Source organism: Rhizobium indigoferae (genome assembly GCF_034554815.1).
In the GTDB taxonomy this organism is placed as follows: Bacteria; Pseudomonadota; Alphaproteobacteria; order Rhizobiales; family Rhizobiaceae; genus Rhizobium; species Rhizobium leguminosarum.
This window is the reverse complement of the sequence record NZ_CP140635.1, coordinates 4,246,490-4,272,474: the sequence shown is the minus strand read 5'-3', so window position 1 is coordinate 4,272,474 and position 25,985 is coordinate 4,246,490. Positions and strand designations below refer to the sequence as shown.

Genomic DNA, 25,985 nt, shown 5'->3' with positions numbered 1-25,985 from the left:
TTTTTTCTCCCTGCTCACCCGGTCAGGCGAGGGTCTTGTCGACCTCCGTTTCGCTATGGTCGAGCGACGTGATGCGGATGAGGCTTTCCTGCAGTGTCAGCAGATGCTGGCGCATGGCTTCGCCCGCCCTGGCAGGATCACGAGCGGCGATCGCATCGACGATTGCCGTGTGCTGGCCGAAGGTGACGGGCCGCGTCCGGCTGGCGCTGCGGGCGCGCTCACGGATCGTCTGCCAGGCCTCGTCCTGCCGCACCCGGTTGATGACGTCGAAGATGGTGAGGAAGAAACCGTTGCCGGCGCATTGGGCGATCTGGCGGTGCAGCGCCCCGTCCCAGAGTTCGCGCCCGTCGGCATCGGTGCTTTCGTAGATCTTCTTCACCAGATCATACATGCGCTCGATATCGGCGGCCTTGGCGCGCATGGCGGCAAGCTGGGCGAGTTGCGGCTCGATGCGCAGGCGCACTTCCATGACCTCCATGAGATCGGTGCCGGCAACGATCGAGCCGACATGATCGCTCCAGCCGTCGGGGCGCGGGCCGGCATAGGTGCCGGAGCCTTGGCGGCGCCAGATGCGGCCCTCGGCTTCCAGCACTTCGAGGGCGCGGCGGACGGCACGGCGGCCGACGCCAAGCATTTCCGAAAGGGTGCGCTCGGTCGGCAGCTTGCCGTCGGCGTCGAGACTGTCGGACCGCAGGAGAGCCCTCAGCCTCTCCAGTGCATAATTCGAATTGCCCTGCGTCTCATCCATCGGCATTCGCTGAAATGGTCCGTACCAATTTTCTATTGGTTCAGTGCAAACCAAATCGCGCCGAGCGTCAAGCGCTTTTTTGTGCAAATCAAAATCTGCTCGTTTTTTGCTCAATTCCCGCCATTGCCGCGATACGGGAAAACAGTCCATCGCGGCGACAGGGCGGCGCGATGGACAATGTTATTCAGAAAAATGCAATTGGTTCAGGTGGAGCTCAGGCCGGCGTCGAGCGTGCGGAGAGAAAGACCTGCGGCTCGAAGGCAAAATCCTTGTCGAAGGGATAGGTCGGATGCTGCTTGCGCAGCCGTGGCAGGCGCTCGACGAACTGGTCGACGACACCTGTCGACAGCGCCATCAGGTTCGGATTGGCAATCGGGGCCAGTTCCGGCGAGAGATAGCCCGATTTAACGACGATGACCTTCGCCCGGTGCGGGTCGAGGCCGAGCCGGGTGAAATCAACGATATTGTGATAGGGCCGGCGCTTGGCGGAGAGCACCAGATCAATACCACCGATCGAAACCACCGCCTGGCGGTCGGCGGGATCCGAAGTTTCGTGCAGGAACTTGACCGTGAAGCGGGCGATGACCGGCTTGCTGCCCTTGGTATCGAGCGAGGCGCCGACGCTGAGCTCCAGTTCCGAGCCGATGCCTGCGGCATAACAGGCCTCGGTCGCCGCCTTGTCGGCGATGCCGGCAAAGACGACGCCGGTGGCGTCGCTGGCGATCAGTTCGGCCAACACATCGGCCCGGTCCCCGACGCCGCCGCCTGTGGGGTTGTCGCCGGATTCGGCAAGCACCACTGGCGCGGTCGGGCTGGCGATCGCCCTTTCGACGCATTCTTCGACCGAGCCGGTCTCGCAGCCGAAGACGAAGTCTTGGCGCGCATCCCAATAGGCCTTGGCGAGGCGTTTGGCCTCGCGCTCCAGCACGGCGGGGTCGGTGCCGGTCATGATGGCGGCAGCGGTGGCGCGCGGTTCGTCGGCCCAGACATAGCCGACCATCAGCGATGCGTCCCAGACGCCATCAATCGCATCGATCCCGGGCAGCATGTCATAGAGGCTCTTTGCCGGCTCATCGACGGTGCTGGTGCGCTCGCCGGGCAGCACGACCGGGATCGGCGCCCAGAGAAGGGTCGGCCTCACGCCGGTTTTCAGGCTCTTGACCAGCATGAAGACGGAGCGGCGCATCGTCTCCTCGACATCGATATGCGGCGCGGTGCGATAGGTGGAATAGATGTCGAGCGCATCGATGATGCGCTGCGTGACGTTGCCGTGCAGGTCGTAGCTGGCCGAAACGGTGCAATCTTCGCCGACCAGCGCGCGGGCCGCACTGATCCAGTCGCCTTCGGCATCTTCCATGCCCTCGACATACATGGCGCCGTGCATGGCGAGATAGAGACCGTCAAGCGGCAGCATCGGCTTCAGCCGCTCGAGGAATTCGCCCTTGAAGGCCTCGTAGGTGGCACGCGAAACCGGACCGCCGGCAATGGCGCGTGCATGGATGGTCGGCAAGAAGTCGGCGTCATAATCCTTGAGGAAGGCGAAATACGGTGCTTCCAGCAGCGCCTCGCCACGCACCACGCGAAAATCCTTCTCTTCGTTCAGGACGGGATTGTATGTGCTGCATTCGGTATGAATGCCACCGACGGCGATGCGCATGGGAAACCTCAGTTGATGTTGGGAGCGATCAGGAAGGTGTTGACGGCGATGCTGGCACCCTGGCCCGAGCGCCGGCATCGACACGCTGGGTGCGGATCGGTGTCGCTCGAAGGAGTTTGTGCTGCGATAAACTGAACATTCAGGGTCCGATCCGAAGACGCGTCCTTTTTGCCTCGACAATAAGTTTACAAGCGAACCAATCAACCAAAATAATTACAAACTTGATCTTCTAAGCCGGCGTCGAGGTTGAAGGTGCCTTAATCGATGAGCCTCCGACCGACTCGGTTTTTTCCGTCGGATGCTGCGGGCCGATTGCTGCCGACAAACGCGTCAGCGTCGCCATGAAGAAAAAATCCCACTTCGGGATCCCGAAATTCCCCCGCTTCGGGATTCCGAAATTCGTCGCGTTTTGGGCGGTGTCGTCGCGGGGAAACATCCAATGATTTCAACGCCGCAACCAATTTCGGGATTCCGAAGTGCTATATAGATTATGGTGGGGGTCTGGCTGGCCGATGAATTCAGCGAAGCGCTCGACAGGTTCAGCGAACAGGAAGTCGATGCGCCTGCCCACTCGGAGGCTATCCGTCGTATTCTTCGAGAATGGCTACCAGCTCACGGATTCCTGCCAAAATGACCTCGGAAACGTAGCGCAAGGCGTCAAATCAGCTCCTGCCATGAGTTTCGGAACGAATATGGTCCCTTGCCGTACGGCGCGAGGGCGTCAATCGTGGCGCCATGCAAACATGTAATCGGTTGAGAACGAGGTCCAATGGCGAAGGCAACCTATCCTGGAGAATAGGTTTTCCCCCTCGAAAGCTTTTGATATTTACCCTGCATCAGACACCGCGAATAACCAAAAGAACGGCGAAATCGCTCGCGACATTGGGGCATGTCATGGGTAGTAGGACTGACAACGTCGGCCAGCATAGGCGGATGCTTAATGATCCCGCGATTGTTGACGGGACCGCACATAAGCATCGCTCGTCAACGAGCGGGCAACCATGAGCGTGCCTTGCTCCAGCGATCCTCTCGAGAGCTCGCCGGCTGAGACAATCGAGGCGCGCCGGGACGAAATGCCGGTTGCTGACCAGAATCCTGCAAACGAGATGTCGCGCGTTCTGAGGACTGCGCCAATCCATCTTGCGGCAGATCCCTCCGGCGGTGCAATCGCCCACTGGAATCACGACCCCTTGCATGATGTCGTCGAGCCCATGACCGACCACGTCATCATGGCTTACAACGGCGTGATACAGCGCATGGAACGGCGGTCCGGACGATCGGTCGAGAGCGGAACGTTTCGTCGTGGGGTTGTGATCATCATCCCGGCTGGATCAAGCTCCCGATGGGATATTCCAAAACCGGTTGATGTCGTTCAGCTCTATCTTCCCCGCACGACACTGACGCGCATTGCCGACGAAACCGATACGTTCACGCCGACCGATCTGTTGGAGCGAACGGCGCATCCGGACCTCATTACATCCCGATTGCTCCTGAGCGCAGCCGATGTCCTGGAAGGCAATACGGCACTGGATACACTGTTCAGGCAGCAGTTGACTGACCTTCTGGCCACGCGCCTGCTGGCTGCGCACACAGGCAAGGCACCGAGCTATCAGCCGGCGCTCGGCGGCCTCGCGCCGAGCGTGCTGCGCCGGGCCATCGAACGATTGCGGTCGGACGCCGACGCGGACGTCTCCCTCGGGGCCCTCGCTGCCGATTCCGGGCTGTCGCGTTTTCATTTCTGTCGCGCTTTCAAGGAAAGCACGGGGCTTTCACCTCACAACTGGCTGCGTCAATATCGGCTCGAGCAAGCCATAAACATGCTGCGCGATCCTCAAAATTCGATCGCGTTGGTCGCCGCCTCCCTCGGCTATGCCTCGCAAACAGCATTTGCAGCTGCATTCCGAAAATTGACCGGTGAAACACCGACTGATTGGCGCCGCCGCCACGGCTGACCGTAATCTCCTTTCGCGCTCGCCTCAGATTCCGGACCGTCCCGTTCTTCGCTTCCACACCATCGGCTCGAGCACGCGACGACCCTGCCGCGCAATCCCCCTGGCATGGCGTTGGTCGCAGCCTCACTTGACTGCGTCTCGCAAACAGCCTTGGCCGCCACATTTCGAAAGCTGACCGGTAAAACGCCGGGCGATCAGCTGCGGCGCACCCGCTAAACCGCAATTGCTCTGCAATGGCGCCAATCCCTCTGGCGCAGCCGTAGACCTGTTTCGCTAAACCACCATTGCGCCCATTCCGATGGATCCTGCGGAGACAAAGGATGGTCTGGGGCACCGATTACGGGTCAATCGCAACGACGCGACCCGCAGCGGCTTGCATACCCGATTTGAGCAACTGTCCGTCCGGCGATGACGGGCGCCGAAACAAATATTTCTACAAAGGATCAGCACAATGACCTCCATTACAACCAGCGACGGTGTTCAGCTTTTTTACAAGGACTGGGGACCGAAGTCCGCTCAGCCGATCGTCTTTCACCATGGCTGGCCACTCAGCTCCGACGATTGGGATAATCAAATGCTCTTCTTCCTCGGCAAAGGCTTTCGCGTGATCGCTCATGATCGCCGCGGCCACGGCCGATCGAGCCAGGTGAGCGACGGTCATGACATGGATCACTACGCCTCCGATGTTGCCGCAATGATCGACTACCTCGATCTTCGCAACGCGATCCATGTCGGCCACTCTACCGGCGGCGGTGAAGCCGCGCGGTATGTCGCGCGGTACGGCAAGGGTCGCGTTACCAAACTGATACTGATTGCGGCCGTGCCGCCGTTGATGTTGAAGACCGACGCCAATCCCGGCGGTTTGCCGATCGAGGCATTCGACGGATTGCGCAGCCAGCTCGCTGCCAATCGCTCGCAGTTCTATCGCGATTTTCCGAGCGGCCCCTTCTACGGTTACAACCGCCCGGGTGCCGAGCCGTCGCAGGCGGTGATCTCAAATTGGTGGCGTCAGGGCATGATGGGCGGCGCGAAAGCGCATTACGAAGGCATTAAGGCATTCTCGGAGACGGATTTCACCGAGGACCTGAAGAGCATCACCGTGCCGACGCTGGTGCTGCATGGGGATGACGACCAGATCGTTCCCATCGGTGCTGCCGCTCCATTGTCGGCGAAGCTCCTGCAGGCTGGCACGCTGAAAATCTACGAGAAACTGCCGCATGGGCTGTGCACGACCCATGCAGATGTCGTCAATGCCGACATGCTGGCCTTCATCACCGCCTAAGCGACTCGCTTCACCAATCCGCGCGCCATCGTTACCGACCATCTCGCCGCCCATCGGGAGCGGCAACAGTGACGCGCGGCCCTTTGAAACTACAAACCACGGAGTGAATAACATGAGACTTGTGATTGTAGGCGCCGGGTTCGCCGGCATGTACGCCGCACTTTCCGCAGCCCGCCTGCGCGATATTGAAGGCGTTTCGCCCGAAGAGCTCGAAATCGCGCTGGTGTCCCCGGAACCGACGCTCGTCATCCGCCCCCGGCTTTATGAGCCGAAACCCGAGAGCCTGACGGCACCTTTGCAGGATGTATTTGATGCCGTCGATGTCGCCTACGTGCAGGGCAGCGTTGAAGCGGTCGACACGAAGGCCGGCACCGTAGACGTCATCAATGCCAAGGGCGAACGAAAGCCCCTTCAGTATCATCGCCTTGTGCTCGCCACCGGCAGCCGGCTGTTCCGTCCGAATATTCCCGGCCTCGCCGACTACGCCTTCAGCGTCGATAACATCGATGACGCCATTGCCCTTGATCGCCACCTGCACGAGCTTGCGAAGATGCCGGCCTCGGCTGCGCGCGACACAATCGTTGTTGCCGGCGCTGGTTTCACAGGTATCGAGGCGGCGACCGAGATGCCTTCGCGGCTGCGGACCCTGTTCGACGAAACCGCCAATCCGCGTGTCATTATCGTCGACCGCAGCAGCGCGGTAGCCCCCGACATGGGCGAAGGTCCGCGCCCGATCATCGAGGAAGCACTTCACAAGCTCGGCGTGGAAACGCGGCTCAATGCCTGCGTTTCATCGCTGGATAAATCCGGAGTTACGCTGAGTACCGGTGAGCATATCGAAACCATGACCGTAATCTGGGCGGGAGGCATACGGGCCAATCCGCTGACCACCAAAATTCCCGGCGAGCGTGACAAGTTCGACCGGCTGCTGGTCGATGGCTGCCTGCGCGTGCCGTCCGTACCCGGCGTCTTCGCCACCGGGGATGCGGCGCGCGCTGCTTGCGACGACTGCGGCAACTACGCACTGATGTCGTGCCAGCACGCCACACGCATGGGCGCCTTCGCGGGCAACAACGCCGCCGCTGAACTGTTGGGCGTGCCAGCACGGCAATATCATCAGGAAGCCTATGTCACCTGCCTCGACCTCGGCGATGCCGGAGCCCTCTTTACGCGAGGATGGGATCGCAAGGTGGAGATGGTCGGCGAGAAAGCGAAGGCGACCAAGCAGGAGATCAACACCGTCTGGATCTATCCGCCGAAGCCCGAGCGCGCCGCTGCGCTGGCCTCAGCTGATCCGGAGCACGTGACCAAACTGTGATCGGATCCCGAGATGAGGCTGCGCTCTGAATAAGAGCGCAGCTTGCCATATTCCGGCTTGTTCCTGACGCAACTCATCTTTCATCGATCATTTCTTCCCGAGCGCTTTCGGCTCGTAAGCAATCTTTGAAGGCGTGCGATACCATCGGGCTGGTGCGGCGCGATGCTTGCCATAAAAGGCACGAGACTCACGCCGGTAAAGAAAAGGACCTGGACGATCAGGCGACCTGTCGGACGGTTTCCGCCCTGTGTGCCACACGACGATCCCGGCAATTCCCAGAGTGTTGATCAGGACGACCGGCAGGAAGTTGTCTTCACTGGACATAGCTGGGTTCACCGATCATGGTTTGTGCCAATGAACTGCCGGGCACGGCATCGTGCCCGGCCAGATCGCCTATTTCTTGATCGGGAAGGTCAGTTCCTGCTCAGTGGTATCGACCACGAAGACAGCAAGCAGCTTTGCCGGCTTAGTCTTGCTGGCGTTTTCGCTGACACCGTGGCGATCGCCCGGAAATTCTGAGAAGCTTTCACCGGCGCTGTAGACAGTGACGGGGCCATCGTTGACCTGACTGCGGATCGCGCCTTCGAGAACGGTCGCGTAAATGAAGGCGGACACTGGATGTGTATGGCCCTCCGAGAAACCACCCGGAGCATATTCGACGAGAACGCCCTTCATGCTCTTGCCGGGTACGTTCGGCAGTTTGTGGTCATAGACCAGCGTAACCTTTGCGCCCTCTCCGCCACCGGGCGCATCATGCGCAAGAGCCGAACCTGACAGGAGAGCCGTCAATGCGACGGCAAAAGCCAATGACTTGATCATGTTTATCGTCCTTTCATGACTTGGAGTCGATCGCGGTTTCTATATAACATATTGTTTTTATATATCTTTTCTATGGCATCGCCATGAAAATGTGATGCTGCGGGCGCATGGGCCGCTTATCAGGCGGCCCATGCGCAACTCGTTATTTTCTGGGCGTTGTCGCAAACCAATCATCGAAACCGATGCGGCCGATGCGAGGATGATTGTCGGAGACGAGTGAACCGTCTTCCAGTTTGGTGCCGAAATAGCGGGCATCCGGATCTGCGACAACCGTGCGGGAATCGCCGATCGCCTTGAGGTAGCGCGCGGCGAAATCGCAGAGACGCGCGCGCTCGGGGCCGCAGATTTCGATAATGCCGTTAGCCGGCGCGGCAAGCGCCGCGTCCGTCACGAAATCGGCGACGTCGTCGGACGCGATCGGCTGCAGGGAACCTGTCGACAAGCGGGCCGTGTCGCCAACCGTGCCCTCCTGGGCGATGCCGCCGAGAAATTCCATGAACTGTGTGGAACGCACGATGGTGTAGGGAATGCCGGCTTCCCGGATGATCTTTTCCTGGGCGACCTTGGCTCGAAGATAGCCGCTATCCGGCAACCGATCCGTGCCGACGATGGAAAGCGCTATGTGGTGTTTCACGCCGGCCGCGATTTCCGCTGCCATCAGGTTCTTGCCCGCCGTCTGAAAGAATTCAAGCACGGCCTTATCCTCGAAGGATGGCGAGTTCGCGAGGTCGATCACCACGTCGGTATTCTTCAGTGCTTCCGCCAAGCCCTCCCCGGTAAGGGTATTAACGCCGGTTTTCGGGGCAGCGGCAATGACCTCATGCCCTTTCTTGCGCAGGCGCTCTGCGGTCTTGGAACCGATCAGGCCGGTTCCGCCGATAATCACGATTTTCATAAGACGCTCCATTTGCTGCGCGCCCATGCGGTGCGCGTGGTTCAATAGGTGGATAGGTGAAGGTCTGGTTGAAGCGCGGGCTTGAAGGCCGGGCTGGGCACGGCCTTCAAGGATGCACGCTTTGGTTCGGCCTTAATTCAACAGGCGGTCAGTAGTCCCAAAAGACCGGGACCCAACGAAAGGCGTCGCCGTCGACCGCGACATGGCCAACGGAAGGAAACGGCATATGCGTTGCCACCAGCAGTTCGCCGGTCGCTGCAAGCTCCCGCAAAAGCCGGACCCGAACGCGGGCAGCCTCCTCGGGGTCATGCTCGAAGCCGTTGTACCAGTCGGGGTGGTCGAACCCGACCGCGAACACGGCGTCGCCGGCAAACATCAGACGGTCGTTGCCTGAGGCCACGCGGACCACGCTGTGCCCAGGGGTGTGCCCGCCGGTACGAGAGACGACCACGCCGGGCGCCACTTCATGCTCATCCTCGAACAGCCTGAGATGGCTGCGATACTCTTTGGCGAACCGCTTGGCGGCCGCCCGAAGCGCGTCGGGGAAGCCCGCCGGCATCGAGACGTGGGAGAAATCGGGCGACTCCCAAAATTTGACCTCGGCAGCGGCCACATGGATCCGCAGGTCCGGATTCAACTGTTCCTTCACCCCGTCGACGAGCAGCCCGCCAACGTGGTCCATGTGCATGTGTGTCAGCACCACGTCGGTCACGGATCCTAGATCGATGCCGGCGGCCTCCAGTCGCTTCATCAACTGCCCGGCCCGCGGCAAGTTCAAGTCCGGGTCCAATCCTAACCCGGCGTCGATGAGTATGGTCTGCCCGCCGCTGCGCACCACGACCACGTTCAGTGCCCAGTCGAAGGCGTCCGGCGGCAGGAACATGTCGCCCAGCCAGGCGGCCCGGGCGGCCGGCTCGGCGTTGTGTCCCAACATCGCGGTTGGGAGCGGTAGCACCCCATCGCTGATCACCAGCACGTCAATCTCGCCGATCCGTACCGCATAGCGCGACGGAACCAGCTCTTCGGGCGCCGGTCTGCTGGGATGTGAGCTGTTGTCCAGTTTCATGCTTGCCTTCTGAGCGTCATTGATCATCTGGTTCATCTTTGAAAACTCCTGTGTTCTATCCTGGTGCTAATCCTGGGTGGCTTACGCTTCCTGGACGGGAAGCGCGGTCAATGCGGGTGAAGTCTTTAGCGGTCGGCGACACACTCACTGCTGGCGTGTCCTCTAATGATCTAGCGAAACCGATCTGCGGCTGCGCCAGCACGATTGCTGCCGCTGCAGAGCAATTGCTGTTGACACATGCGTATGCGGCAGTCGCCCGGGGTTTCGCCGGTTTGTTGGATGCAGCCGCGAGAGAAACGTCCCGCAATGATCCTCAAAGACATCCTGGCCTTCGGGATCGTCGTTTACGTGGTTCTCGACTGCTTCGACCTTAGGGTCGGCATCCAATAACGAGTTGGAACACCATCGCCCCATCTGAGATAGCAACGAGACGTCACTCGTCTGGCAAGCTGGTGCTGCGGCCTTTCCAACAGGCCTCGCCATCAACATCTCGGGGCCGTTGATTGAAGCTCGGCGCGCTTTCCCAAGCGGGCGGAACGGTGCCAAAACGATGAAGGTGGGCGCTATGGATTTCCTCACCAAGCCGGTGTCAGACCAGACGCTGCTCGATGCAGTGGGGCCGGTATCGCGTTGGAGGCCCGGTGCACGGAAGCTATCGTCGTCAAACGCAATCTTGAACGTTTAGGGATGCTGACGCATCGCGAGCGCCAGATCCTACGCGAGGTGGTGACGCGCGGACGCCTCAACAAACAGATCGCTTTCGACCTCGGCATCAGCGAAGTCACGGTCAAGCTCAGATGGCTTCGAGGGCTTTTGCCTCGCGGGCGATGAAATCGCAGACCAGCTTTACGCGCAACGGCACGGTGCGACCAAAGGCGTGCAGTGCATTAAAGGGAGCGCTAGGGAACGCAAACCCCGCCGCGAGCGTAACAAGCGTGCCGTTTGCCAGGTCTTTCGCGACCAGACATCGCAGAAGATAGGCCGCTCCCAGCCCACTGAGCGCAGCCTGAATCAGTGCGGCCCCTGAGTCGCAATCGACGCGCCCGAAGGGAATGAAGCTCGTCCCGTCCGGCAGGCGCAGAGGCTGCGTGACACCACCCAGTGCATAGCGGGCAAAGGGCAGAGCCGCCAGCGCTTCGGCAGTTGCAGGATTGCCCCAGGTCTTCAGAAAGGTCGGAGATCCGACGATCGTCATCGGCAGGTCGGCCAGGTGACGAACCATGAGGTCCCCCGGCGCGGGATTTCCAACGCGCAGCACAACGTCGTAGTCCTCCCTGATCAGATCGACGAACCGATCCGTAAGTCCGACTTCGAGATGCAGGTTTGGATAGTCGGCTGCAAAGCTTCCGAAGAGGCGCGGCAGCAGTAGAGGGGCCATTTCGCTAGGCATGCTGATGCGCAAGCGACCCGAGGGCGCAACGTCGGACCTGATCGCCTCTTCACTTGCATCCAGGTCCCGCAACAGCGGCGCAACGCGGTCGAAGAAAAGTTGCCCGTCCTGGGTAAGCATCAGGGCGCGCGTGGAGCGCAGGAACAGCCGGGCGCCAATCTTCTTTTCCAGCCGCGCCACGCTCTTCGACACCGCTGACGGTGTCGTCGCCAGATCGCGGGCCGCGGCGCTGAACGATCCGGCCTCTACCGTCCGCACAAAAGCCATCAATCCGGGCATCTCGTTGAGCAGATTCGGCATTTGCACCTCGCGGCACAGATCATGTGCCCGCCCATGATCTAATGACGAAGGGTGGCAGCGTTTATCTCATTTCTCGTTGAAAGGAGATAAACAATGCAACACCTCAAAGACAAGGTCGCCGTCATCACCGGCGGCAATAGCGGCATAGGCAAGGCGACCGCTCGGCTGTTCGCGGAAGAAGGAGCGCAGGTCATCATTTCCGGGCGCCGGCAGGATGCTGTCGACCGCGCCGTGCAGGAAATTGGTCCGTCGGCCATCGGCTTCGTGGGTGATGCCGCCGACCTGGAAGATCATCGCAGGCTGGCGGACACCGTGAAGAGCCGCTTCGGCGGGCTCGACATCTACATGGCCAATGCCGGGATCATCAACCTCACCCCCTCCGCCGAGGTGACTCCGGCAGACTATGACCGGCACTTCGCAATCAATACGCGCGGCGTGTTCTTCGGCGTGCAGGCGATCGCCCCTCTGATCCGCGACGGCGGAAACATCATCGTTACGAGCTCGCTCGCGGCCACGAAGGTCCTCCCGGACCATACTGTCTATGCCGGTTCAAAGGCAGCAACCGCCGCCTTTGCGAAAAACTGGGCGATCGAATTCAAGTCGCGGCGGATCCGCGTCAACATCCTGAGCCCGGGACCGGTCGAGACGGAAATCCTCGCCAAGCTGGGCGTATCGGAGGCCGAGCGGCCGGCATTCGAAGATTACATGGCTTCCCTGATCCCTGCCGGCCGTCTCGGCCGACCGGAAGAGTTGGCGCGCGCCGCACTCTTCCTCGCCTCCGACGCAGGAAGCTTTGTCAACGGGATCGAGCTTCATGTCGATGGCGGCATGACACTGGCTTAAACGGCCTGCCCTTTGCCAGCCCCAACGGGCTCTACAACCTGTCGAAACTGTCGGTGGACTATGATCTGGGATATATCGACCTGGAGCAGAGGACTTTGCAAACCACCGACAACCCGTTCGGCACGAGGTTGTCACCCATGTCTGAGGAACAATCTGTTACCTATGTCTTCGGTATGGGCACTTTGGAAACTGGAGCGGGCGAAGGGATTCGAACCCTCGACCCCAACCTTGGCAAGGTTGTGCTCTACCCCTGAGCTACACCCGCTCAATCCGCATCGGTCCGGGGTAGTTGTTGGACCGTGGGCGCCGCCTCGCGGCGACCGGCGCTATATGGCCTAACGGGTTTTCAAATGCAACAGGGAAATGACGGTGAGGCGAAGAAAAATTCTGGTGTTCGCAGAGCTCGGGCGGAAAGGCCGCAAATGCGGGGCAAAGCGTCGGTCGCAAAGATTGCCAAACGATGTGGACGGACTTAATCAGGACGCCTCGCTTTTTTCCCTTCCCGTCCAATGGATTGCCCCATGTCCGAAAATGCCCCCAAGACCAGAGAAGAATTGTTTGCCTTTCTCGACGGGCTCGGCATCGCCCATAACACCGTGGACCATGCGCCGGTCTTCACTGTCGCCGAATCGGTGGCCCTGCGCGACGAGATCCCCGGCGGGCACACCAAGAATCTCTTCGTCAAGGACAAGAAGGACAAGTATTTTCTGCTGACGGTGGAGGAAAATGCTGCCGTCGACCTCAAGCAGGTGCATAATGCCATCGGCGGGTCCGGCCGGGTCTCTTTCGGCAGACCGGAGAAGCTGATGGAGTATCTCGGCGTGGCTCCGGGTTCGGTCACGGCGTTCGGCGCGATCAACGATACTGCGGAGAATGTCACCTTCGTGCTCGATGCCGAGCTGATGCGCGAGGAGATCGTCAACTGCCATCCGCTATCCAATGATGCGACGACCTCAATTGCGAGCAGTGACCTCATCCGTTTCATGGAAGCGACGGGACATAAGCCACTTGTCTTGAAAGTGACGTCCTGACATACGATTTTAGCGCTAAAGCGCGTGGCGATCTTTTAGATTCGCTTGCCGCGCTTTAGTCTTTGGTTTTGCGCATGTCTTTATCGCAAAACCGCACCACAGTTTTGCGCGAGATGCTTTAGCAAAGACGCCGGAAGGATCGGCGCGGCGGGAGATACCTATGAGCGGCAGCGACAACCCCTATAGCGGTTCCTTCGGAAATCAGATGACGGCGACGACAAGCTTCGGCGGGGCACCGGAACCCGCGGCTGCGGCCGGCAGCTACATCACGGATACAACGACCGCGAATTTCGGCAAGGATGTGATCGAGGAATCGCGCAAGCAGCCGGTGCTGGTCGATTTCTGGGCACCCTGGTGCGGTCCGTGCAAACAGCTGACGCCGGTCTTGGAGAAAGTGGTCAACGAAGCCAAGGGCCGCGTCCGGCTGGTCAAGATGAACATCGACGATCATCCCTCGATCGCCGGCCAGCTCGGCATCCAGTCGATCCCTGCTGTCATCGCGTTCGTCAACGGCCGCCCCGCCGACGGCTTCATGGGCGCGGTGCCGGAAAGCCAGATCCTGCAGTTCATCGACCGGATCGCCGGTCCGGCCGGCGCCGACGAGGCGGCGGAAATCGAAGCCGTGCTTGCGGAAGCGGCGGAACTGTTTGCTGCCGGGAATATCAACGAGGCTGCTCAGCTCTATGGCGCCGTCATGCAGGCCGACCCCGAGAATGCCAAGGCGCTTGCCGGAATGGCCGAATGCATGATCGCCGCAAACCAGCATCAACGGGCGCGCGAAATCCTGACGGAATTGCCGGAAGAGCTGGCGAAAGACGCCGGCATCCAGGCCGTGCTGATGAAGCTCGAGCAGATCGAAGAGGCCCGCAAGCTCGGCGATCCCGTTGCGCTTGAGCGCGAGCTGGCTGCCAATCCCGATGACCACGAGTCGCGTCTGAAGCTCGCCAAGATTCGCAATGTCGAAGGCCGGCGCGACGAAGCGGCCGACCATCTGCTTCTGATCATGCGCAAGGACCGTGCCTTCGACGATGATGGCGCCCGCCGCCAATTGCTTCAATTCTTTGAAGTCTGGGGCTTCAAGGATCCGGCGACGGTTGCAGCGCGCCGCAAGCTTTCAGCCATGCTGTTCTCGTAAAGCGATCCAGCTTTCCTGGAAGCGCAGCACCGCTCTAGCCTTTTGTTTTCACGCAATTCCGGGAAAACCGCTTCGCACTTTTCCCGGAATTGCTCCCGGCTCCGCGCGTCCAACAGGACGCGCTAACCGCGCGCTATCGCATTCAATCCACGTATAATCCTGCTCGAACATCGATCCTGATTTTCAGGGTATGCGTTAAGTTTCGAGCATCTGCCCTTGCGTTTTCGGACGAGGGCACCACATTCTCGTCAGAACGGGCATGCCCGTTACAAGAATGCGGGACGGTTTCATGCAAGTCGGGAATGCCAGATACCTGAAGCCGGGCGATCTGCCTGATGCGATCGCTGTCTTCCCCCTGACCGGCGCCCTCCTGCTGCCGGCCGGGCAGCTTCCCCTCAACATTTTCGAGCCGCGCTATCTGGCGATGCTGGATGCAGCACTGACCGGAAACCGGCTGATCGGCATGGTGCAGCCGGCGCTTGGCGAACATGAGGACAAGGGCGGCGAGCCCAACCTTGCCGCTGTCGGCTGCCTCGGTCGGATCACCTCCTTCGCGGAGACCGGCGACGGGCGCTATATCGTATCGCTGACCGGCGTCTGCCGCTTCCGGCTGCTGGAGGAGAAAACGACCAGCGATCCCTTCCGCATCTTCCGTATCGCCCCGTTCATCGCCGACCTCTCGGCTGCGAACGAGGAGGAGGCGGTCGACCGGGCAGCACTTCTGACCGCCTTCAAGGCCTATCTCGATGCCAACAAGCTCGAGGCCGACTGGGAGAGCGTCGAGCGGGCGAGCAATCTGACGCTCGTCAATTCGCTGGCGATGATGTCGCCCTTCGGGCCGGCAGAAAAGCAAGCGCTGCTGGAGGCGCCGGACCTGAAGACGCGGGCCGAGACGCTGATCGCCATTACTGAAATCGTGCTGGCGCGCGTCTTCGGTGACTCCGACACGGTTCTGCAGTAGACTTCAGCCATGGATGAAAAACTCAGCCGCGTCGATCCAAAGCTGCTCGATCTCCTGGTCTGCCCGCTTTCCAAGGGCCGGCTTTCCTATGATCGCGAGCAGAATGAGCTTGTCTCGGAAAAGGCACGACTTGCCTATCCGATCCGCGACGGCATTCCGATCATGCTGGTGTCCGAGGCCCGCCGCCTCGACGACTAAAGCAATTCCAGGGAATTGCGTAAAAACAAAGATTAAATCGTCTCTCCGGCAAGCAGGCGCGGATTGTCCTTTGCCGTCGTTCCGGCCGCCTGGCCGATGAAGAAGGATTTGAGGCGCGGCAGCCGGTCGACGATGCCGAGGCCGACGTCGCGGGCGATGCGGACCGGCGTCGCATCGTTGGAGAAGAGCCGGTTCAGCACGTCGGTCGTCACCCCCATGCGGAAAGTGTCGAAGCGCCGCCAGGTCTGGTAGCGCTCGAGGATATTGATCGAGCCGATATCGAGGCCGAGGCGATCGGCGTCCACGATGGTTTCGGCAAGTGCCGCCACATCCTTGAAGCCGAGATTGAGGCCCTGACCGGAAATCGGGTGAATGCCGTGGGCGGCGTCGCCGGCCAGCGCGAAACGCGGCGCGACGAAGGAGCGCGCCAGCGTCAGGCCAAGCGGGAAGGCGCGCTTGTCGCCGATGACTTTCAGGCTCCCAAGCTTGTGGCCGAAGCGGCGTTCGAGCTCTTCCTCGAAGATCAGGTCGTCGGCGGCAACCAGCCGGTTGGCATCCGGCGTCCGCTCCGTCCAGACGAGCGAGGAGCGGTTGTTCTTGAGCGGCAGGATGGCGAAGGGGCCGGCCGGCAGGAAATGTTCCTCGGCGCATCCGTCATGCGGCCGCTCGTGTTCGACTGTTGCAACGATGCCGGACTGGCCGTAGTCCCAGGTGACGGTCCTGATGCCGGCCAGATCGCGCAGTTTCGAGCGCACGCCGTCGCAGGCAACCAGCAGCCGGGTTTCCAGCGCGCTGCCGTCCGAAAGCGTGACGGTGACATGGGTGTCGTGGGTCTTCAGCTCCGTGGCGCCGAGCCCGTGGCGGATGTCGATGCCGAGCCGTTCGCAGGCGCCGCGCAGTGCTGCGACCATGGCAACATTCGGGATCATGTGGGCGAAGGGCCGGCCTTCAGTCACTTCGCCGTCGAAGGTCAGAAAAACCGGACGCACCGGATCGGAGGTCTTGGAGTCGGTGACGATCATTTTGGTGATCGGCTGGGCTTCCGGTTCGATCTCGTTCCAGATGCCGAAGACCTCGAGCATCTTCGCCGCCGCCGCGATGATGGCGGAAGCGCGCGTATCGTTTTTCCAGACATGTTCGGGGGCGGCCTCGACGACGGCGACATTCAGATGGGGTGCCGCCTGTTTGACCGCGACAGCGGCGGAAAGGCCGACATAACCCCCGCCCACAACCAGCATGTCCAGCATCGCGCCGCTCCCGTACCTTATGCCTCAGATGTGATCTATATAGATCATCGCAACTTCACTTCCTACCGCTGGGAGACATAGAAATGACAGGCGAGACGACCGGGCCTTCGGCGATGGAGACGCTGCTTTCGACGCTCGACCTCGAGCCGATCGAGGTCGATATCTTCCGCGGCCGCAGTCCCAAGGTCGGCTGGCAGCGGGTCTTCGGCGGCCAGGTGATCGGCCAGGCGCTGATGGCGGCACAGCGCACCATCGAGGGCGAACGTTTCGTCCATTCGCTGCATGCTTATTTCATGCGTCCCGGCGATCCCTCGGTGCCGATCATCTATCAGGCGGAGCGCATTCGCGACGGATCGAGCTTCAATACGCGGCGTGTCGTCGCCATCCAGCACGGCAAGGCAATCTTCGCGCTGTCGGCCTCCTTCCAGGTGGAGGAGCCGGGCTTCGAGCACCAGACTGCGATGCCCGAGGTCGAGATGCCGGAGGCGCTGCTCGGCGAGCAGCAGATCAAGGAACAGTATCTCGCGCATGCGCCGGAGGCGATCCGAAAATACTGGCAACGTGAGCGGCCGATCGAGATCCGTCCCGTCTCGCTGACCCATTATTTTTCCGACAGGAAGCTCGATCCCAAACAGGACGTCTGGGTGCGCGCCACCGGCCCGGTTCCCGACGACCGGCTCTATCAGGCGGCTGTGCTTGCCTATCTTTCGGACATGACGCTGCTCGATACGTCGCTCTATGCGCACGGAACGTCCATCTTCGACCAGAGCCTGCAGGTGGCGAGCCTCGATCACTCCATGTGGTTCCACCGACCCTGCAAGCTCGACGACTGGCTGCTTTATACGCAGGACAGTCCGTCGGCTTCAGGTGCCAGAGGATTAACCCGGGGTAGCCTGTTTACGCGATCGGGTCGCCTAATCGCATCGGTCGCGCAGGAAGGCCTGATTCGGAAAAAGGCAAATGAATAAAAATTGTGCAATTTTATAAATTTGCGCGTTATTTGTGCGCTTATTGGCCGATCATTTGCCTGTTTATTGGCACTCTTTATTATAACCTTTACTTTTCAATAACTTACGATCTGCCTCGAATCTGGCACGCCCCTTGAATGTGTATCGCCGGTCGCTGTTCAGGAACGTCAGCGGCAAGGAGAGTCGGCTCCGCGCCGAGGATAACGAAGGATGGGAAACCAGATGAAAATTGTGATGGCCATTATCAAGCCGTTCAAGCTCGATGAGGTCCGCGAAGCCCTTACGGCGATCGGTATTCAGGGGCTGACCGTAACCGAGGTGAAGGGCTACGGGCGCCAGAAGGGGCACACCGAAATCTATCGCGGCACCGAATATGCAGTCAGCTTCCTGCCGAAGCTCAAGATCGAAATCGCGGTTGCATCGGAACTCGTCGACAGGGCGGTCGAGGCCATCGCGGCATCGGCCAAGACCGGCCAGATCGGTGACGGCAAGATCTTCGTCTATTCGATCGACCATGCCGTGCGCATCCGTACGGGCGAAACCGACTCAGAAGCGCTGTAAGAACGGCAGATCAAGGAGCTTTATCCAATGTCAATTTCGAAGTTTTCTTCCACCTTTGCGCGGCTTTGCGCAGCTTCGGCCGCCCTTCTGGCGCCGGCCGTCGCTTTCGCGCAGGAGGCTGCACCAGCTGCGGCCACCGCCGCTGCTGCTCCTGCTTTCACCATGGACAAGGGTGACAATACCTGGATGCTCGTCTCCTCGGCGCTCGTCCTTCTGATGACCATCCCCGGCCTTGCGCTTTTCTACGGCGGTCTCGTCCGCGCCAAGAACATGCTCTCGGTGCTGATGCAGGTCTTCATGATCACGGCCGTCGTGGCGCTGATCTGGGTGACCTATGGCTATTCGCTCGCCTTCACCGACGGCGGCTCGCTGAACAGCTTCGTCGGCGGCTTCTCCAAGGCGTTCCTGGCCGGCGTTAACACGTCGTCGCTCGCCGAGACCTTCTCGAAGGGCGTCGCCATTCCGGAATACACCTTCATCGTGTTCCAGATGACCTTCGCCTGCATCACGCCCGGCCTGATCGTCGGCGCATTCGCCGAACGCGTCAAGTTCTCGGCCGTCATGCTCTTCGTCGTGCTATGGGTTACCTTCATCTACTTCCCGATGGCACACATGGTCTGGTTCTGGGGTGGTCCGAGCTCCTACACTTCGCCGGCCGGCCTGATCTTCTCCTATGGCGCAATCGACTTCGCCGGCGGCACAGTCGTTCATATCAATGCCGGTATTGCGGGCCTCGTCGGCGCCATCATGCTCGGCAAGCGCACGGGCTATAAGAAGGAAATCATGGCTCCGCACTCGATGACGCTGACCATGGTCGGCGCCTCGCTGCTCTGGGTCGGCTGGTTCGGCTTCAACGCCGGCTCCAACCTCGAAGCCAATGCCTATGCCTCGCTTGCCTTTATCAACACCTTCGTCGCAACGGCTGCCGCCGCTGTGTCCTGGTGCATCGTCGAAACCCTCACCCGCGGCAAGGCTTCCATGCTGGGTGGTGCTTCCGGCGCCGTCGCCGGTCTCGTTGCCATCACCCCGGCGGCAGGCTTTGCCGGCCCGATGGGCGCGATCGTTCTCGGCCTCATCGTCTCGCCGGTCTGCTACTTCTTCGTTGACGTCGTGAAGAACAAGTTCAACTACGACGACAGCCTCGATGTCTTCGGCGTCCATTGCGTCGGCGGCATCATCGGCGCTCTCGGCACCGGTATCCTCGTCAACCCGGCGCTCGGCGGTGCAGGCATCGTCGATTATTCCACGGCCGACTTCGCAGCCTCTTATGCCGGCACGGCAACCCAGGTCTGGGCCCAGGCCAAGGGCGTGCTGACAACGCTGCTGTGGTCGGGCATCGGCTCGGCGATCCTCTACAAGATCGTCGACGTCGTCATCGGCCTGCGTGTAACCGTTGAAGCCGAACGCGAAGGTCTCGACCTTTCGACCCACGGCGAAGCCGCCTACCACTCTTCTTGATCACAGGGTTTGCGGCGCCCGGCAGAAGGGCGCCGCTGCACGGCCCGTCGCGGCCTATCTAACCATAGACCGCATTTGGCCCGGACCTTCCAAGGTTCGGGCCTTTTTTCTTTTCCCGGTTCGGAATGCACGTCCTAGCATGCATGGTTAACATCGCTTTAACCCGGCTCTGATTAGGTAGAGCGGACGCATTTTGGCACGGCGAAGCTTTAGCGATTCGCGTGTCCTCAGGCATTGGACGGGTTAGACACATGGCAAGAAGCACGTCGCCGGCAATGGATGGCCGTCCGGATCGGTTCTCCTTCTCGGCATTCATGCTGCGGCAGATCCAGGCGCTCATCGGCTTTGCGATCTTTCTGCTGCTGGCGTTCTGCGTCGCGGCGCTGGCGACTTGGAATGTTGCGGATCCGAGCTATTCCTATGCGACCGCCAATCTGCCGACCAATATTCTCGGTTACAGCGGTGCCGCCTTTGCCGATATCGTCATGCAATTCCTCGGCCTTGCCAGCGTTGTTTCGATGCTGCCGATCGTCGCCTGGGCGCTGACGCTGATCTCGGGCCGCCGCTTCAGCCGTATTCCTGCCCGCATCGGCGCCTGGTTTGCCGGTTCAGTGCTGTCTTCTGCCGTCATCGGCTGTTTTCCGCCGCCGCTCACCTGGCCGATTCCGAACGGCATCGGCGGCGTCGTCGGCGACATGATCCTGCGTTTTCCGGCACTCTTCGTCGGCGCTTATCCGACAGGCACCTTTGCCATGATCGTCGGCTGCATCTTTGCCGCGCCGACCGCCTGGATGATGCTCTTTGCCTCAGGCCTCGTCGGCCGCAGCGACGCCGACGAGGAGATCGAGGAAGATTACGTCGATACGCGTAGCAAGGCTCGCGTCGTCGGAGACGAGGACGAGGAGGAGGACGAGTCCCGCTGGGTCGCTTTCAGCGGGGCCGTGACGCATGCGTGGTACATGAGCCAGGGCCGGCTGCGCCGGCTCTTCGGCATGGGACCGCGCAAGCGCCGTCAGGGCGATTACGAATCTCCTTATGATTTCAACGATGACGAGTTCGGCACGCTGAACGAACCCGTTCGCGCCAAGGCGCCGACCGTCCGCGGCGAGCGCATGGAGCCGTCGATGGAACCATCGATGGGGTCAAGGACGGCTTCGCCGCGGCGCATCGTATCCGCGCCGTCGCTGTCGATCGATGACGACGACGACGACAATGACGACGACCTGCCCTTTGATAGCGACATGCCGCCGCGCCCGGCCGATATCCTGCCCGACGACGATGACGACGACTGGATGATCCGCGCGCCGGCAAAGGCGGCCGGCAAGCCGGAACCGCGCGTCGTCCCGGTGGTCGCACGTCCGAAGCCCAGCGCCCGCATCGAACGGGAAGCGCAGGGCTCGTTCATCCGTCCCGAGGGTTTCCAGCTTCCGTCGATGCATCTGCTCGCCGAACCGAAGAATGTCGTGCGCGACTCCACGCTTTCGGCCGATGCGCTGGAACAGAATGCGCGCATGCTCGAAGGCGTGCTCGAAGATTTCGGCGTCAAGGGCGAGATCATCCACGTCCGTCCAGGCCCCGTCGTCACGCTCTACGAACTGGAGCCGGCGCCCGGCATCAAGTCGTCGCGCGTCATCGGCCTTGCCGACGATATCGCCCGCTCGATGAGCGCCATTGCCGCCCGTGTTGCCGTCGTGCCCGGCCGCAACGCGATCGGCATCGAATTGCCGAACCAGACGCGCGAGACCGTCTATCTGCGTGAACTCATCGCCTCCAGGGATTTCGAAGGCAGCAAGGCGAAGCTCGCCATGGCGCTCGGCAAGACGATCGGCGGCGAAGCCGTCATCGCCGATCTCGCCAAGATGCCACACCTGCTGGTGGCCGGCACCACCGGCTCCGGCAAGTCTGTCGCCATCAATACGATGATCCTGTCGCTGCTCTACCGCATGACGCCGGAACAGTGCCGGCTGATCATGATCGACCCGAAGATGCTCGAACTCTCCGTCTATGACGGTATCCCGCATTTGCTTTCGCCTGTCGTCACCGATCCGAAAAAGGCCGTCGTCGCGCTCAAATGGACCGTTCGCGAGATGGAAGAGCGCTACAAGAAGATGTCGAAGATCGGCGTGCGCAACATCGATGGCTTCAACACCCGCGTCGAGCAGGCGCTGTCGAAGGGCGAGGCGATCTCGCGCACGGTGCAGACCGGCTTCGACCGCCATACCGGCGAGGCGATGTATGAGACCGAAGAATTCGATCTCAGGCCGATGCCCTATATCGTCGTGATCATCGACGAGATGGCCGACCTGATGATGGTCGCCGGCAAGGATATCGAAGGCGCCGTCCAGCGTCTGGCGCAGATGGCGCGCGCTGCCGGCATCCACGTGATCATGGCGACACAGCGTCCGTCGGTCGACGTCATCACCGGCACGATCAAGGCAAACTTCCCGACCCGCATCTCCTTCCAGGTGACGTCGAAGATCGACAGCCGCACCATCCTTGGCGAACAGGGCGCCGAACAGCTGCTCGGCATGGGCGACATGCTCTACATGGCGGGCGGCGGGCGTATCCAGCGCGTGCACGGCCCGTTCGTTTCGGATGTCGAGGTGGAAGAGATCGTGTCCTATCTGAAGACCCAGGGCTCGCCGCAATATCTCGACGCGATCACCGCCGATGACGACGAGGACGGCGATTATGGCGGCGGTGGCGGTGGTCCGGCCGGCACGTCCAATCTCTCCGAATCGGAAGATCCCTACGACCAGGCGGTCGCCATCGTGCTGCGCGACGGCAAGGCGTCGACCTCCTACGTCCAGCGCCGGCTCGGCATCGGCTACAACCGCGCCGCCTCGCTCGTCGAGCGCATGGAGAAGGAGGGCATCATCGGGCCGGCCAACCACGCCGGCAAGCGCGAGATTCTCGTTCCCACAGAAGGCGACATCCTCGACCGCTGACAGAACAGGCATATATTTCCGATGCAGCCGCTTTTGCGGAAACCTGATAGCATCGAAGCCGTTACCTCTCGCAGGCCGATCGCAACGCCTTGAAGACGCCGCCTTTCGGCAGCATGCAGATGGCATAAAGGAGATTTAGATGAGTCACTCCGATACCTTCCTCTCCGGCCTGACGGTAACGCGCCGCGACCTTCTCGGCGCCTTCGCCGTTGCTGCAATGGCGAGCGCCATTCCCCTCGGCGCTTACGCGCAGGCGGCAGCTCCCGCCTCCGGCACGGCGCAGGCGATCGCCGATCATTTCTCCGGCGTCAAGACGATGCAGGGTGAATTCGTGCAGTTCGGCCCGCGCGGCGAACAGACCGGCGGCAAGTTCTTCATCCAGCGTCCCGGCAAGCTGCGTTTCAACTATGACGATCCGTCGCCGATGCGGGTGATCGCTGACGGCAAGAATGTCGCGATCGGCAATACGAAGCTTAAAACCTGGGATCTCTATCCGCTCTCCAAGACCCCGCTCAGCCTGCTCCTGGCGCAGCATATCGACCTTTCGGCCGGCATGGTGAAGGGCGTGAAGGAAGAGTCTGATCTGACGACGATCGCGCTCGGCAACAATACGGTGTTCGGAAACTCGACCATCACCATGATGTTCGATCCGAAGACCTACGACCTGCGTCAGTGGACGATCACCGACAATCAGGGCAAGGACACCTCGGTGATGATCTTCAACGTCAAAACCGGCGTGCAGTTCGACGATCGCGTCTTCCGCGTGCCCTATGAAACCATTCCGGGCACGCCTCAGTCGCGCGATTGAAACCTTTTCGGTTGATCGCCGGCCGCTTTCACACGCGGCCGGTTCCCTCGCGTCCGCCTTTGTTTTAAAGCCCTTTCATGAAAGCGCGTCGCGTCGAGCCACTGCAGCTCGGCCGGCACGCTGACATTGGACGCGAGAGGGTATGGGCATGGGCTTTTCGATCACCACCTGGAACATCAACTCGGTGCGGCTGCGCATGCCGATCGTCGAGCAGCTCGTTCTCAAGCACAGGCCCGATATCCTCTGCCTGCAGGAAACCAAGGTGACGAACGAGCTGTTTCCGGCGGCACCGCTGCGGGCGATGGGCTACAATCACATCATCATCCATGGCCAGAAGGGCTATCACGGCGTGGCGATCGCCTCGCGCATTCCGCTGACCGAGGATCACCGGCAGGATTATTGCGGCGTCGGCGACGCCCGCCACATCTCGGCGATCTTCGAGCGCGGCAATCGTCGCGTCCGGCTGCATAATTTCTACGTCCCGGCCGGCGGCGACGAACCGGATCGCACGATCAATCCGAAATTCGGCCACAAGCTCGATTTCATCGAGGAGATGAAGCTGCTGAAAGCCAATGGCGAGGCCAACACCTCAGCCATCCTCGTCGGCGACCTCAACATCGCGCCGCTGGAGCATGATGTCTGGTCGCACAAGCAGCTTCTGAAGATCGTCAGCCATACGCCTGTCGAAACCGAAGGGCTGCTCGAGGTGATGAAGCGCGGCGACTGGCTCGATCTGATGCGTCAGCATGTGCCTGAAAACGAGAAGCTCTACACCTGGTGGAGCTACCGCGCCAAGGACTGGGAGGCCGCCGATCGCGGCCGCCGTCTCGACCATATCTGGTCGTCATCGGATCTCGGGCCGCATCTGAAGCGGATCGAGATCCTGAAGGAGGCGCGCGGCTGGGATCGTCCTTCCGATCACGTGCCGGTGACGGCGCATTTCGATTTGTAGCGCATCCTCTCGGAGGCGCGGCCTCTATCAGGATCAGCTGAAGCGGTAGAACTGGCTTGCGGCCTTTGCCGCAAGCTCCGCGAGATTGTCGCGGATCCGGTTCTCGATCAGCCGGGCTGCGTCCGGATATTCTTCGATCAGCCGGTGGAAGAGGGCGCGGGTGATGCGGATGATGCTGGTGTCCTCGCGCGCTACCGCGGTGAACTTGCGCTCCACCAGCGTCACCAGCGCCAGCTCGGAAACCAGGGTTCCGGGACCGGCGATCCCCTCTGTCCTCTGCATGCCGTCGCTGCTCGTCGCGCTCAGCTCCAGGCTGCCGCTGAGGATGACATAGGCGCTCTCGGCGGGTGAGCCCTGGCGAAACAGCATCTGGCCGGCAGCGATCATGCGCCGGTCGGCGCCGAAGGCAATCAACCGCAGTTGATCCTCGTTCATGTCCTTGAACAGAGGAAGCTGCGCGAGCATGTGGATGTCGTCGGTCAGCGCCATGCGGGCTTTTCGCCTTAGAGCAATTCCAGCAAAAGTGCCTAGCGGTTTTGCCAGGCAAAGCGTGAAACGCTTTTGCCGGGAATTGCGTGAAAACAAAGAGATAAAGCATTTCCGTGATTCGGAGAAAAACGGAAATGCTCTAGGGTATGATCTTATAGCCGCCGTTTTCCGTAACGAGGATTTCGGCATTGGAGGGATCGCGCTCGATCTTCTGGCGCAGGCGGTAGACGTGGGTTTCCAGCGTATGCGTCGTCACGCCGGAATTATAGCCCCAGACCTCTTCGAGCAGCACGTCGCGGGTGACGACCTTCTGTTCGGCGCGGTAGAGATAGCGGATGATCGCCGCTTCCTTTTCCGTCAGCCGGATCTTCTGGCCATTATCGGTGGTCAGGAGCTTCTGGCTCGGCTTGAAGAGATAGGGGCCGACGGTGAAGGTCGCGTCCTCGCTCTGCTCATGCTGGCGCAGCTGCACGCGGATGCGCGCGAGCAGAACGGCGAAGCGGAAAGGTTTGGTGACATAGTCGTTGGCGCCGGCTTCGAGACCGAGGATCGTGTCCGAATCGGTATCGTGGCCGGTCAGCATGATGATCGGCGCCTTGAAGCCGCCCTTGCGCAGCAGCTTCACCGCCTCGCGGCCGTCCATATCGGGCAGGCCGACATCCATGATCAGCAGGTCGACCGGCGTCGAGCGGGCGGTCGCGACACCTTTGCCGGCGTTGGCTTCCTGCAGAACCGTGAATTCCTCATACAGCGACAATTGCTCCGTCAGCGTCTGTCGAAGGTCATCGTCGTCATCCACCAGAAGAATGGTGCGTGCGGTCATGCCGTTTGCGTCCTCATGTTAAGTCCCCTAGTCCTACGCCAAATTCCTGGTTTGGCAAGGATCGGGCAACGGGCTGTTGCCGGGCCAGTTTCGATATGATTTCAATCGAAGCCCCAGACAAGGCACGACATGCGAG

The 25,985-nt window shown here is 61.0% G+C and carries 24 protein-coding genes, 1 tRNA gene and 1 pseudogene; 15 read left to right on the top strand and 11 right to left on the bottom strand.

Annotated elements, in window-relative coordinates; translation table 11 throughout:
- Positions 1–22: 22 nt before the first annotated feature.
- Both U5G49_RS21085 and U5G49_RS21080 read right to left on the bottom strand, forming a co-directional pair.
- The gene (locus tag U5G49_RS21085; RefSeq protein ID WP_012759394.1) at positions 23–754 is read right to left on the bottom strand and encodes a FadR/GntR family transcriptional regulator; all 732 of its coding nucleotides are present in this window, start codon (positions 752–754) and stop codon (positions 23–25) included.
- 208 nt (positions 755–962) lie between these two features.
- Positions 963–2,405, bottom strand: a complete 1,443-nt coding sequence (locus tag U5G49_RS21080; protein WP_193444584.1) for a M81 family metallopeptidase — start codon at positions 2,403–2,405, stop codon at positions 963–965.
- Between the two features lie 1,001 nt (positions 2,406–3,406).
- Here U5G49_RS21080 and U5G49_RS21075 point away from each other — a divergent pair.
- The 3 genes from U5G49_RS21075 (at position 3,407) to U5G49_RS21065 (ending at position 6,957) form a co-directional block, all read left to right on the top strand.
- Complete coding sequence (locus U5G49_RS21075) at positions 3,407–4,357, top strand: helix-turn-helix domain-containing protein (protein ID WP_182564481.1); 951 nt, start codon at positions 3,407–3,409, stop codon at positions 4,355–4,357.
- A gap of 451 nt (positions 4,358–4,808) precedes the next feature.
- Entirely contained in the window at positions 4,809–5,639 is an 831-nt protein-coding gene (locus U5G49_RS21070; protein ID WP_113542418.1) for an alpha/beta fold hydrolase, read from the top strand.
- 112 nt (positions 5,640–5,751) lie between these two features.
- A complete protein-coding gene (locus tag U5G49_RS21065; RefSeq protein WP_193444585.1) occupies positions 5,752–6,957 on the top strand; it encodes an NAD(P)/FAD-dependent oxidoreductase in 1,206 nt (401 codons plus the stop codon).
- 87 nt (positions 6,958–7,044) lie between these two features.
- Here the strand turns inward: U5G49_RS21065 and U5G49_RS21060 are convergent, their stop codons facing one another.
- The 4 genes from U5G49_RS21060 to U5G49_RS21045 form a co-directional block, all read right to left on the bottom strand.
- Positions 7,045–7,281 (bottom strand): hypothetical protein, encoded by a 237-nt coding sequence (locus U5G49_RS21060; protein WP_284200469.1) that lies wholly within the window; start codon positions 7,279–7,281, stop codon positions 7,045–7,047.
- Between the two features lie 69 nt (positions 7,282–7,350).
- On the bottom strand, positions 7,351–7,776 hold the full coding sequence (locus U5G49_RS21055; RefSeq protein ID WP_047620262.1) for a cupin domain-containing protein: 426 nt from the start codon (positions 7,774–7,776) through the stop codon (positions 7,351–7,353).
- A gap of 142 nt (positions 7,777–7,918) precedes the next feature.
- Positions 7,919–8,671: an SDR family oxidoreductase gene (locus U5G49_RS21050; protein ID WP_018448281.1), complete on the bottom strand. Its 753-nt coding sequence runs from the start codon at positions 8,669–8,671 to the stop codon at positions 7,919–7,921.
- Positions 8,672–8,819: 148 nt separating this feature from the next.
- Positions 8,820–9,773: an MBL fold metallo-hydrolase gene (locus U5G49_RS21045; RefSeq protein WP_018244003.1), complete on the bottom strand. Its 954-nt coding sequence runs from the start codon at positions 9,771–9,773 to the stop codon at positions 8,820–8,822.
- Between the two features lie 508 nt (positions 9,774–10,281).
- Here U5G49_RS21045 and U5G49_RS21040 point away from each other — a divergent pair.
- Positions 10,282–10,532 (top strand): annotated as a pseudogene (locus tag U5G49_RS21040) (response regulator transcription factor); the annotation flags it as partial.
- On the opposite strand, the gene U5G49_RS21035 reads toward U5G49_RS21040, so the two are convergent.
- On the bottom strand, positions 10,531–11,427 hold the full coding sequence (locus U5G49_RS21035; RefSeq protein ID WP_193444586.1) for a LysR family transcriptional regulator: 897 nt from the start codon (positions 11,425–11,427) through the stop codon (positions 10,531–10,533). The pseudogene U5G49_RS21040 and the gene U5G49_RS21035 sit on opposite strands and share 2 nt — an antisense overlap.
- Before the next feature lie 93 nt (positions 11,428–11,520).
- On the opposite strand from U5G49_RS21035, the gene U5G49_RS21030 reads away from it, so the two are divergent.
- Positions 11,521–12,270, top strand: coding sequence for an SDR family NAD(P)-dependent oxidoreductase (locus U5G49_RS21030; protein WP_112905495.1), 750 nt, complete (start codon positions 11,521–11,523; stop codon positions 12,268–12,270).
- Positions 12,271–12,460: 190 nt separating this feature from the next.
- Here U5G49_RS21030 and U5G49_RS21025 read toward each other — a convergent pair.
- Positions 12,461–12,535 (bottom strand) — tRNA-Gly (locus U5G49_RS21025).
- A 256-nt stretch (positions 12,536–12,791) separates the two neighbouring features.
- Between U5G49_RS21025 and U5G49_RS21020 the strand changes: the two genes are divergently transcribed.
- The 4 genes from U5G49_RS21020 to U5G49_RS21005 all read left to right on the top strand — a co-directional run bounded on the left by U5G49_RS21020 (position 12,792) and on the right by U5G49_RS21005 (position 15,595).
- Positions 12,792–13,301, top strand: a complete 510-nt coding sequence (locus tag U5G49_RS21020) for a prolyl-tRNA synthetase associated domain-containing protein (RefSeq protein ID WP_047620264.1) — start codon at positions 12,792–12,794, stop codon at positions 13,299–13,301.
- Between the two features lie 160 nt (positions 13,302–13,461).
- Positions 13,462–14,436: a thioredoxin gene (gene trxA, locus U5G49_RS21015; protein WP_028733567.1), complete on the top strand. Its 975-nt coding sequence runs from the start codon at positions 13,462–13,464 to the stop codon at positions 14,434–14,436.
- 274 nt (positions 14,437–14,710) lie between these two features.
- Entirely contained in the window at positions 14,711–15,397 is a 687-nt protein-coding gene (locus U5G49_RS21010) for an LON peptidase substrate-binding domain-containing protein (RefSeq protein ID WP_018243998.1), read from the top strand.
- A 9-nt stretch (positions 15,398–15,406) separates the two neighbouring features.
- A complete protein-coding gene (locus U5G49_RS21005; protein WP_017966162.1) occupies positions 15,407–15,595 on the top strand; it encodes a Trm112 family protein in 189 nt (62 codons plus the stop codon).
- 32 nt (positions 15,596–15,627) lie between these two features.
- Here the strand turns inward: U5G49_RS21005 and U5G49_RS21000 are convergent, their stop codons facing one another.
- On the bottom strand, positions 15,628–16,842 hold the full coding sequence (locus U5G49_RS21000; protein ID WP_018448274.1) for a ubiquinone biosynthesis hydroxylase: 1,215 nt from the start codon (positions 16,840–16,842) through the stop codon (positions 15,628–15,630).
- An 83-nt stretch (positions 16,843–16,925) separates the two neighbouring features.
- Between U5G49_RS21000 and tesB the strand changes: the two genes are divergently transcribed.
- The 6 genes from tesB (at position 16,926) to U5G49_RS20970 (ending at position 24,537) form a co-directional block, all read left to right on the top strand.
- Positions 16,926–17,810, top strand: coding sequence for an acyl-CoA thioesterase II (gene tesB / locus U5G49_RS20995; protein ID WP_028733566.1), 885 nt, complete (start codon positions 16,926–16,928; stop codon positions 17,808–17,810).
- Positions 17,811–18,020: 210 nt separating this feature from the next.
- Positions 18,021–18,371, top strand: a complete 351-nt coding sequence (locus U5G49_RS20990; RefSeq protein ID WP_003543684.1) for a P-II family nitrogen regulator — start codon at positions 18,021–18,023, stop codon at positions 18,369–18,371.
- Between the two features lie 27 nt (positions 18,372–18,398).
- Positions 18,399–19,829 carry an ammonium transporter gene (locus U5G49_RS20985; protein ID WP_112905492.1) on the top strand — a complete coding sequence of 477 codons (1,431 nt, stop codon included), beginning with the start codon at positions 18,399–18,401 and terminating at the stop codon, positions 19,827–19,829.
- Positions 19,830–20,080: 251 nt separating this feature from the next.
- Entirely contained in the window at positions 20,081–22,777 is a 2,697-nt protein-coding gene (locus U5G49_RS20980) for an FtsK/SpoIIIE family DNA translocase (RefSeq protein ID WP_193444587.1), read from the top strand.
- A 139-nt stretch (positions 22,778–22,916) separates the two neighbouring features.
- The gene (locus U5G49_RS20975; protein ID WP_183619485.1) at positions 22,917–23,585 is read left to right on the top strand and encodes an outer membrane lipoprotein carrier protein LolA; all 669 of its coding nucleotides are present in this window, start codon (positions 22,917–22,919) and stop codon (positions 23,583–23,585) included.
- 148 nt (positions 23,586–23,733) lie between these two features.
- Entirely contained in the window at positions 23,734–24,537 is an 804-nt protein-coding gene (locus tag U5G49_RS20970) for an exodeoxyribonuclease III (RefSeq protein WP_193444588.1), read from the top strand.
- Between the two features lie 33 nt (positions 24,538–24,570).
- Here U5G49_RS20970 and U5G49_RS20965 read toward each other — a convergent pair whose 3' ends face one another.
- Together U5G49_RS20965 and U5G49_RS20960 are read right to left on the bottom strand one after the other, a co-directional pair.
- Positions 24,571–25,026 carry a cyclic nucleotide-binding domain-containing protein gene (locus U5G49_RS20965; RefSeq protein WP_003543679.1) on the bottom strand — a complete coding sequence of 152 codons (456 nt, stop codon included), beginning with the start codon at positions 25,024–25,026 and terminating at the stop codon, positions 24,571–24,573.
- A gap of 139 nt (positions 25,027–25,165) precedes the next feature.
- Positions 25,166–25,849: a response regulator transcription factor gene (locus U5G49_RS20960; RefSeq protein WP_018243991.1), complete on the bottom strand. Its 684-nt coding sequence runs from the start codon at positions 25,847–25,849 to the stop codon at positions 25,166–25,168.
- Positions 25,850–25,985 lie beyond the last annotated feature (136 nt).

Excerpts from the sequence above, each read along its gene's own strand:
- U5G49_RS21085 (WP_012759394.1), bottom strand. The coding sequence starts at position 754 with ATGCCGATGGATGAGACGCAGGGCAATTCGAATTATGCACTGGAGAGG.
- U5G49_RS21080 (WP_193444584.1), bottom strand. The coding sequence starts at position 2,405 with ATGCGCATCGCCGTCGGTGGCATTCATACCGAATGCAGCACATACAAT.
- U5G49_RS21075 (WP_182564481.1), top strand. The coding sequence starts at position 3,407 with ATGAGCGTGCCTTGCTCCAGCGATCCTCTCGAGAGCTCGCCGGCTGAG.
- U5G49_RS21070 (WP_113542418.1), top strand. The coding sequence starts at position 4,809 with ATGACCTCCATTACAACCAGCGACGGTGTTCAGCTTTTTTACAAGGAC.
- U5G49_RS21065 (WP_193444585.1), top strand. The coding sequence starts at position 5,752 with ATGAGACTTGTGATTGTAGGCGCCGGGTTCGCCGGCATGTACGCCGCA.
- U5G49_RS21060 (WP_284200469.1), bottom strand. The coding sequence starts at position 7,281 with ATGTCCAGTGAAGACAACTTCCTGCCGGTCGTCCTGATCAACACTCTG.
- U5G49_RS21055 (WP_047620262.1), bottom strand. The coding sequence starts at position 7,776 with ATGATCAAGTCATTGGCTTTTGCCGTCGCATTGACGGCTCTCCTGTCA.
- U5G49_RS21050 (WP_018448281.1), bottom strand. The coding sequence starts at position 8,671 with ATGAAAATCGTGATTATCGGCGGAACCGGCCTGATCGGTTCCAAGACC.
- U5G49_RS21045 (WP_018244003.1), bottom strand. The coding sequence starts at position 9,773 with ATGAACCAGATGATCAATGACGCTCAGAAGGCAAGCATGAAACTGGAC.
- U5G49_RS21035 (WP_193444586.1), bottom strand. The coding sequence starts at position 11,427 with ATGCCGAATCTGCTCAACGAGATGCCCGGATTGATGGCTTTTGTGCGG.
- U5G49_RS21030 (WP_112905495.1), top strand. The coding sequence starts at position 11,521 with ATGCAACACCTCAAAGACAAGGTCGCCGTCATCACCGGCGGCAATAGC.
- U5G49_RS21020 (WP_047620264.1), top strand. The coding sequence starts at position 12,792 with ATGTCCGAAAATGCCCCCAAGACCAGAGAAGAATTGTTTGCCTTTCTC.
- trxA (WP_028733567.1), top strand. The coding sequence starts at position 13,462 with ATGAGCGGCAGCGACAACCCCTATAGCGGTTCCTTCGGAAATCAGATG.
- U5G49_RS21010 (WP_018243998.1), top strand. The coding sequence starts at position 14,711 with ATGCGGGACGGTTTCATGCAAGTCGGGAATGCCAGATACCTGAAGCCG.
- U5G49_RS21005 (WP_017966162.1), top strand. The coding sequence starts at position 15,407 with ATGGATGAAAAACTCAGCCGCGTCGATCCAAAGCTGCTCGATCTCCTG.
- U5G49_RS21000 (WP_018448274.1), bottom strand. The coding sequence starts at position 16,842 with ATGCTGGACATGCTGGTTGTGGGCGGGGGTTATGTCGGCCTTTCCGCC.
- tesB (WP_028733566.1), top strand. The coding sequence starts at position 16,926 with ATGACAGGCGAGACGACCGGGCCTTCGGCGATGGAGACGCTGCTTTCG.
- U5G49_RS20990 (WP_003543684.1), top strand. The coding sequence starts at position 18,021 with ATGGGAAACCAGATGAAAATTGTGATGGCCATTATCAAGCCGTTCAAG.
- U5G49_RS20985 (WP_112905492.1), top strand. The coding sequence starts at position 18,399 with ATGTCAATTTCGAAGTTTTCTTCCACCTTTGCGCGGCTTTGCGCAGCT.
- U5G49_RS20980 (WP_193444587.1), top strand. The coding sequence starts at position 20,081 with ATGGCAAGAAGCACGTCGCCGGCAATGGATGGCCGTCCGGATCGGTTC.
- U5G49_RS20975 (WP_183619485.1), top strand. The coding sequence starts at position 22,917 with ATGAGTCACTCCGATACCTTCCTCTCCGGCCTGACGGTAACGCGCCGC.
- U5G49_RS20970 (WP_193444588.1), top strand. The coding sequence starts at position 23,734 with ATGGGCTTTTCGATCACCACCTGGAACATCAACTCGGTGCGGCTGCGC.
- U5G49_RS20965 (WP_003543679.1), bottom strand. The coding sequence starts at position 25,026 with ATGGCGCTGACCGACGACATCCACATGCTCGCGCAGCTTCCTCTGTTC.
- U5G49_RS20960 (WP_018243991.1), bottom strand. The coding sequence starts at position 25,849 with ATGACCGCACGCACCATTCTTCTGGTGGATGACGACGATGACCTTCGA.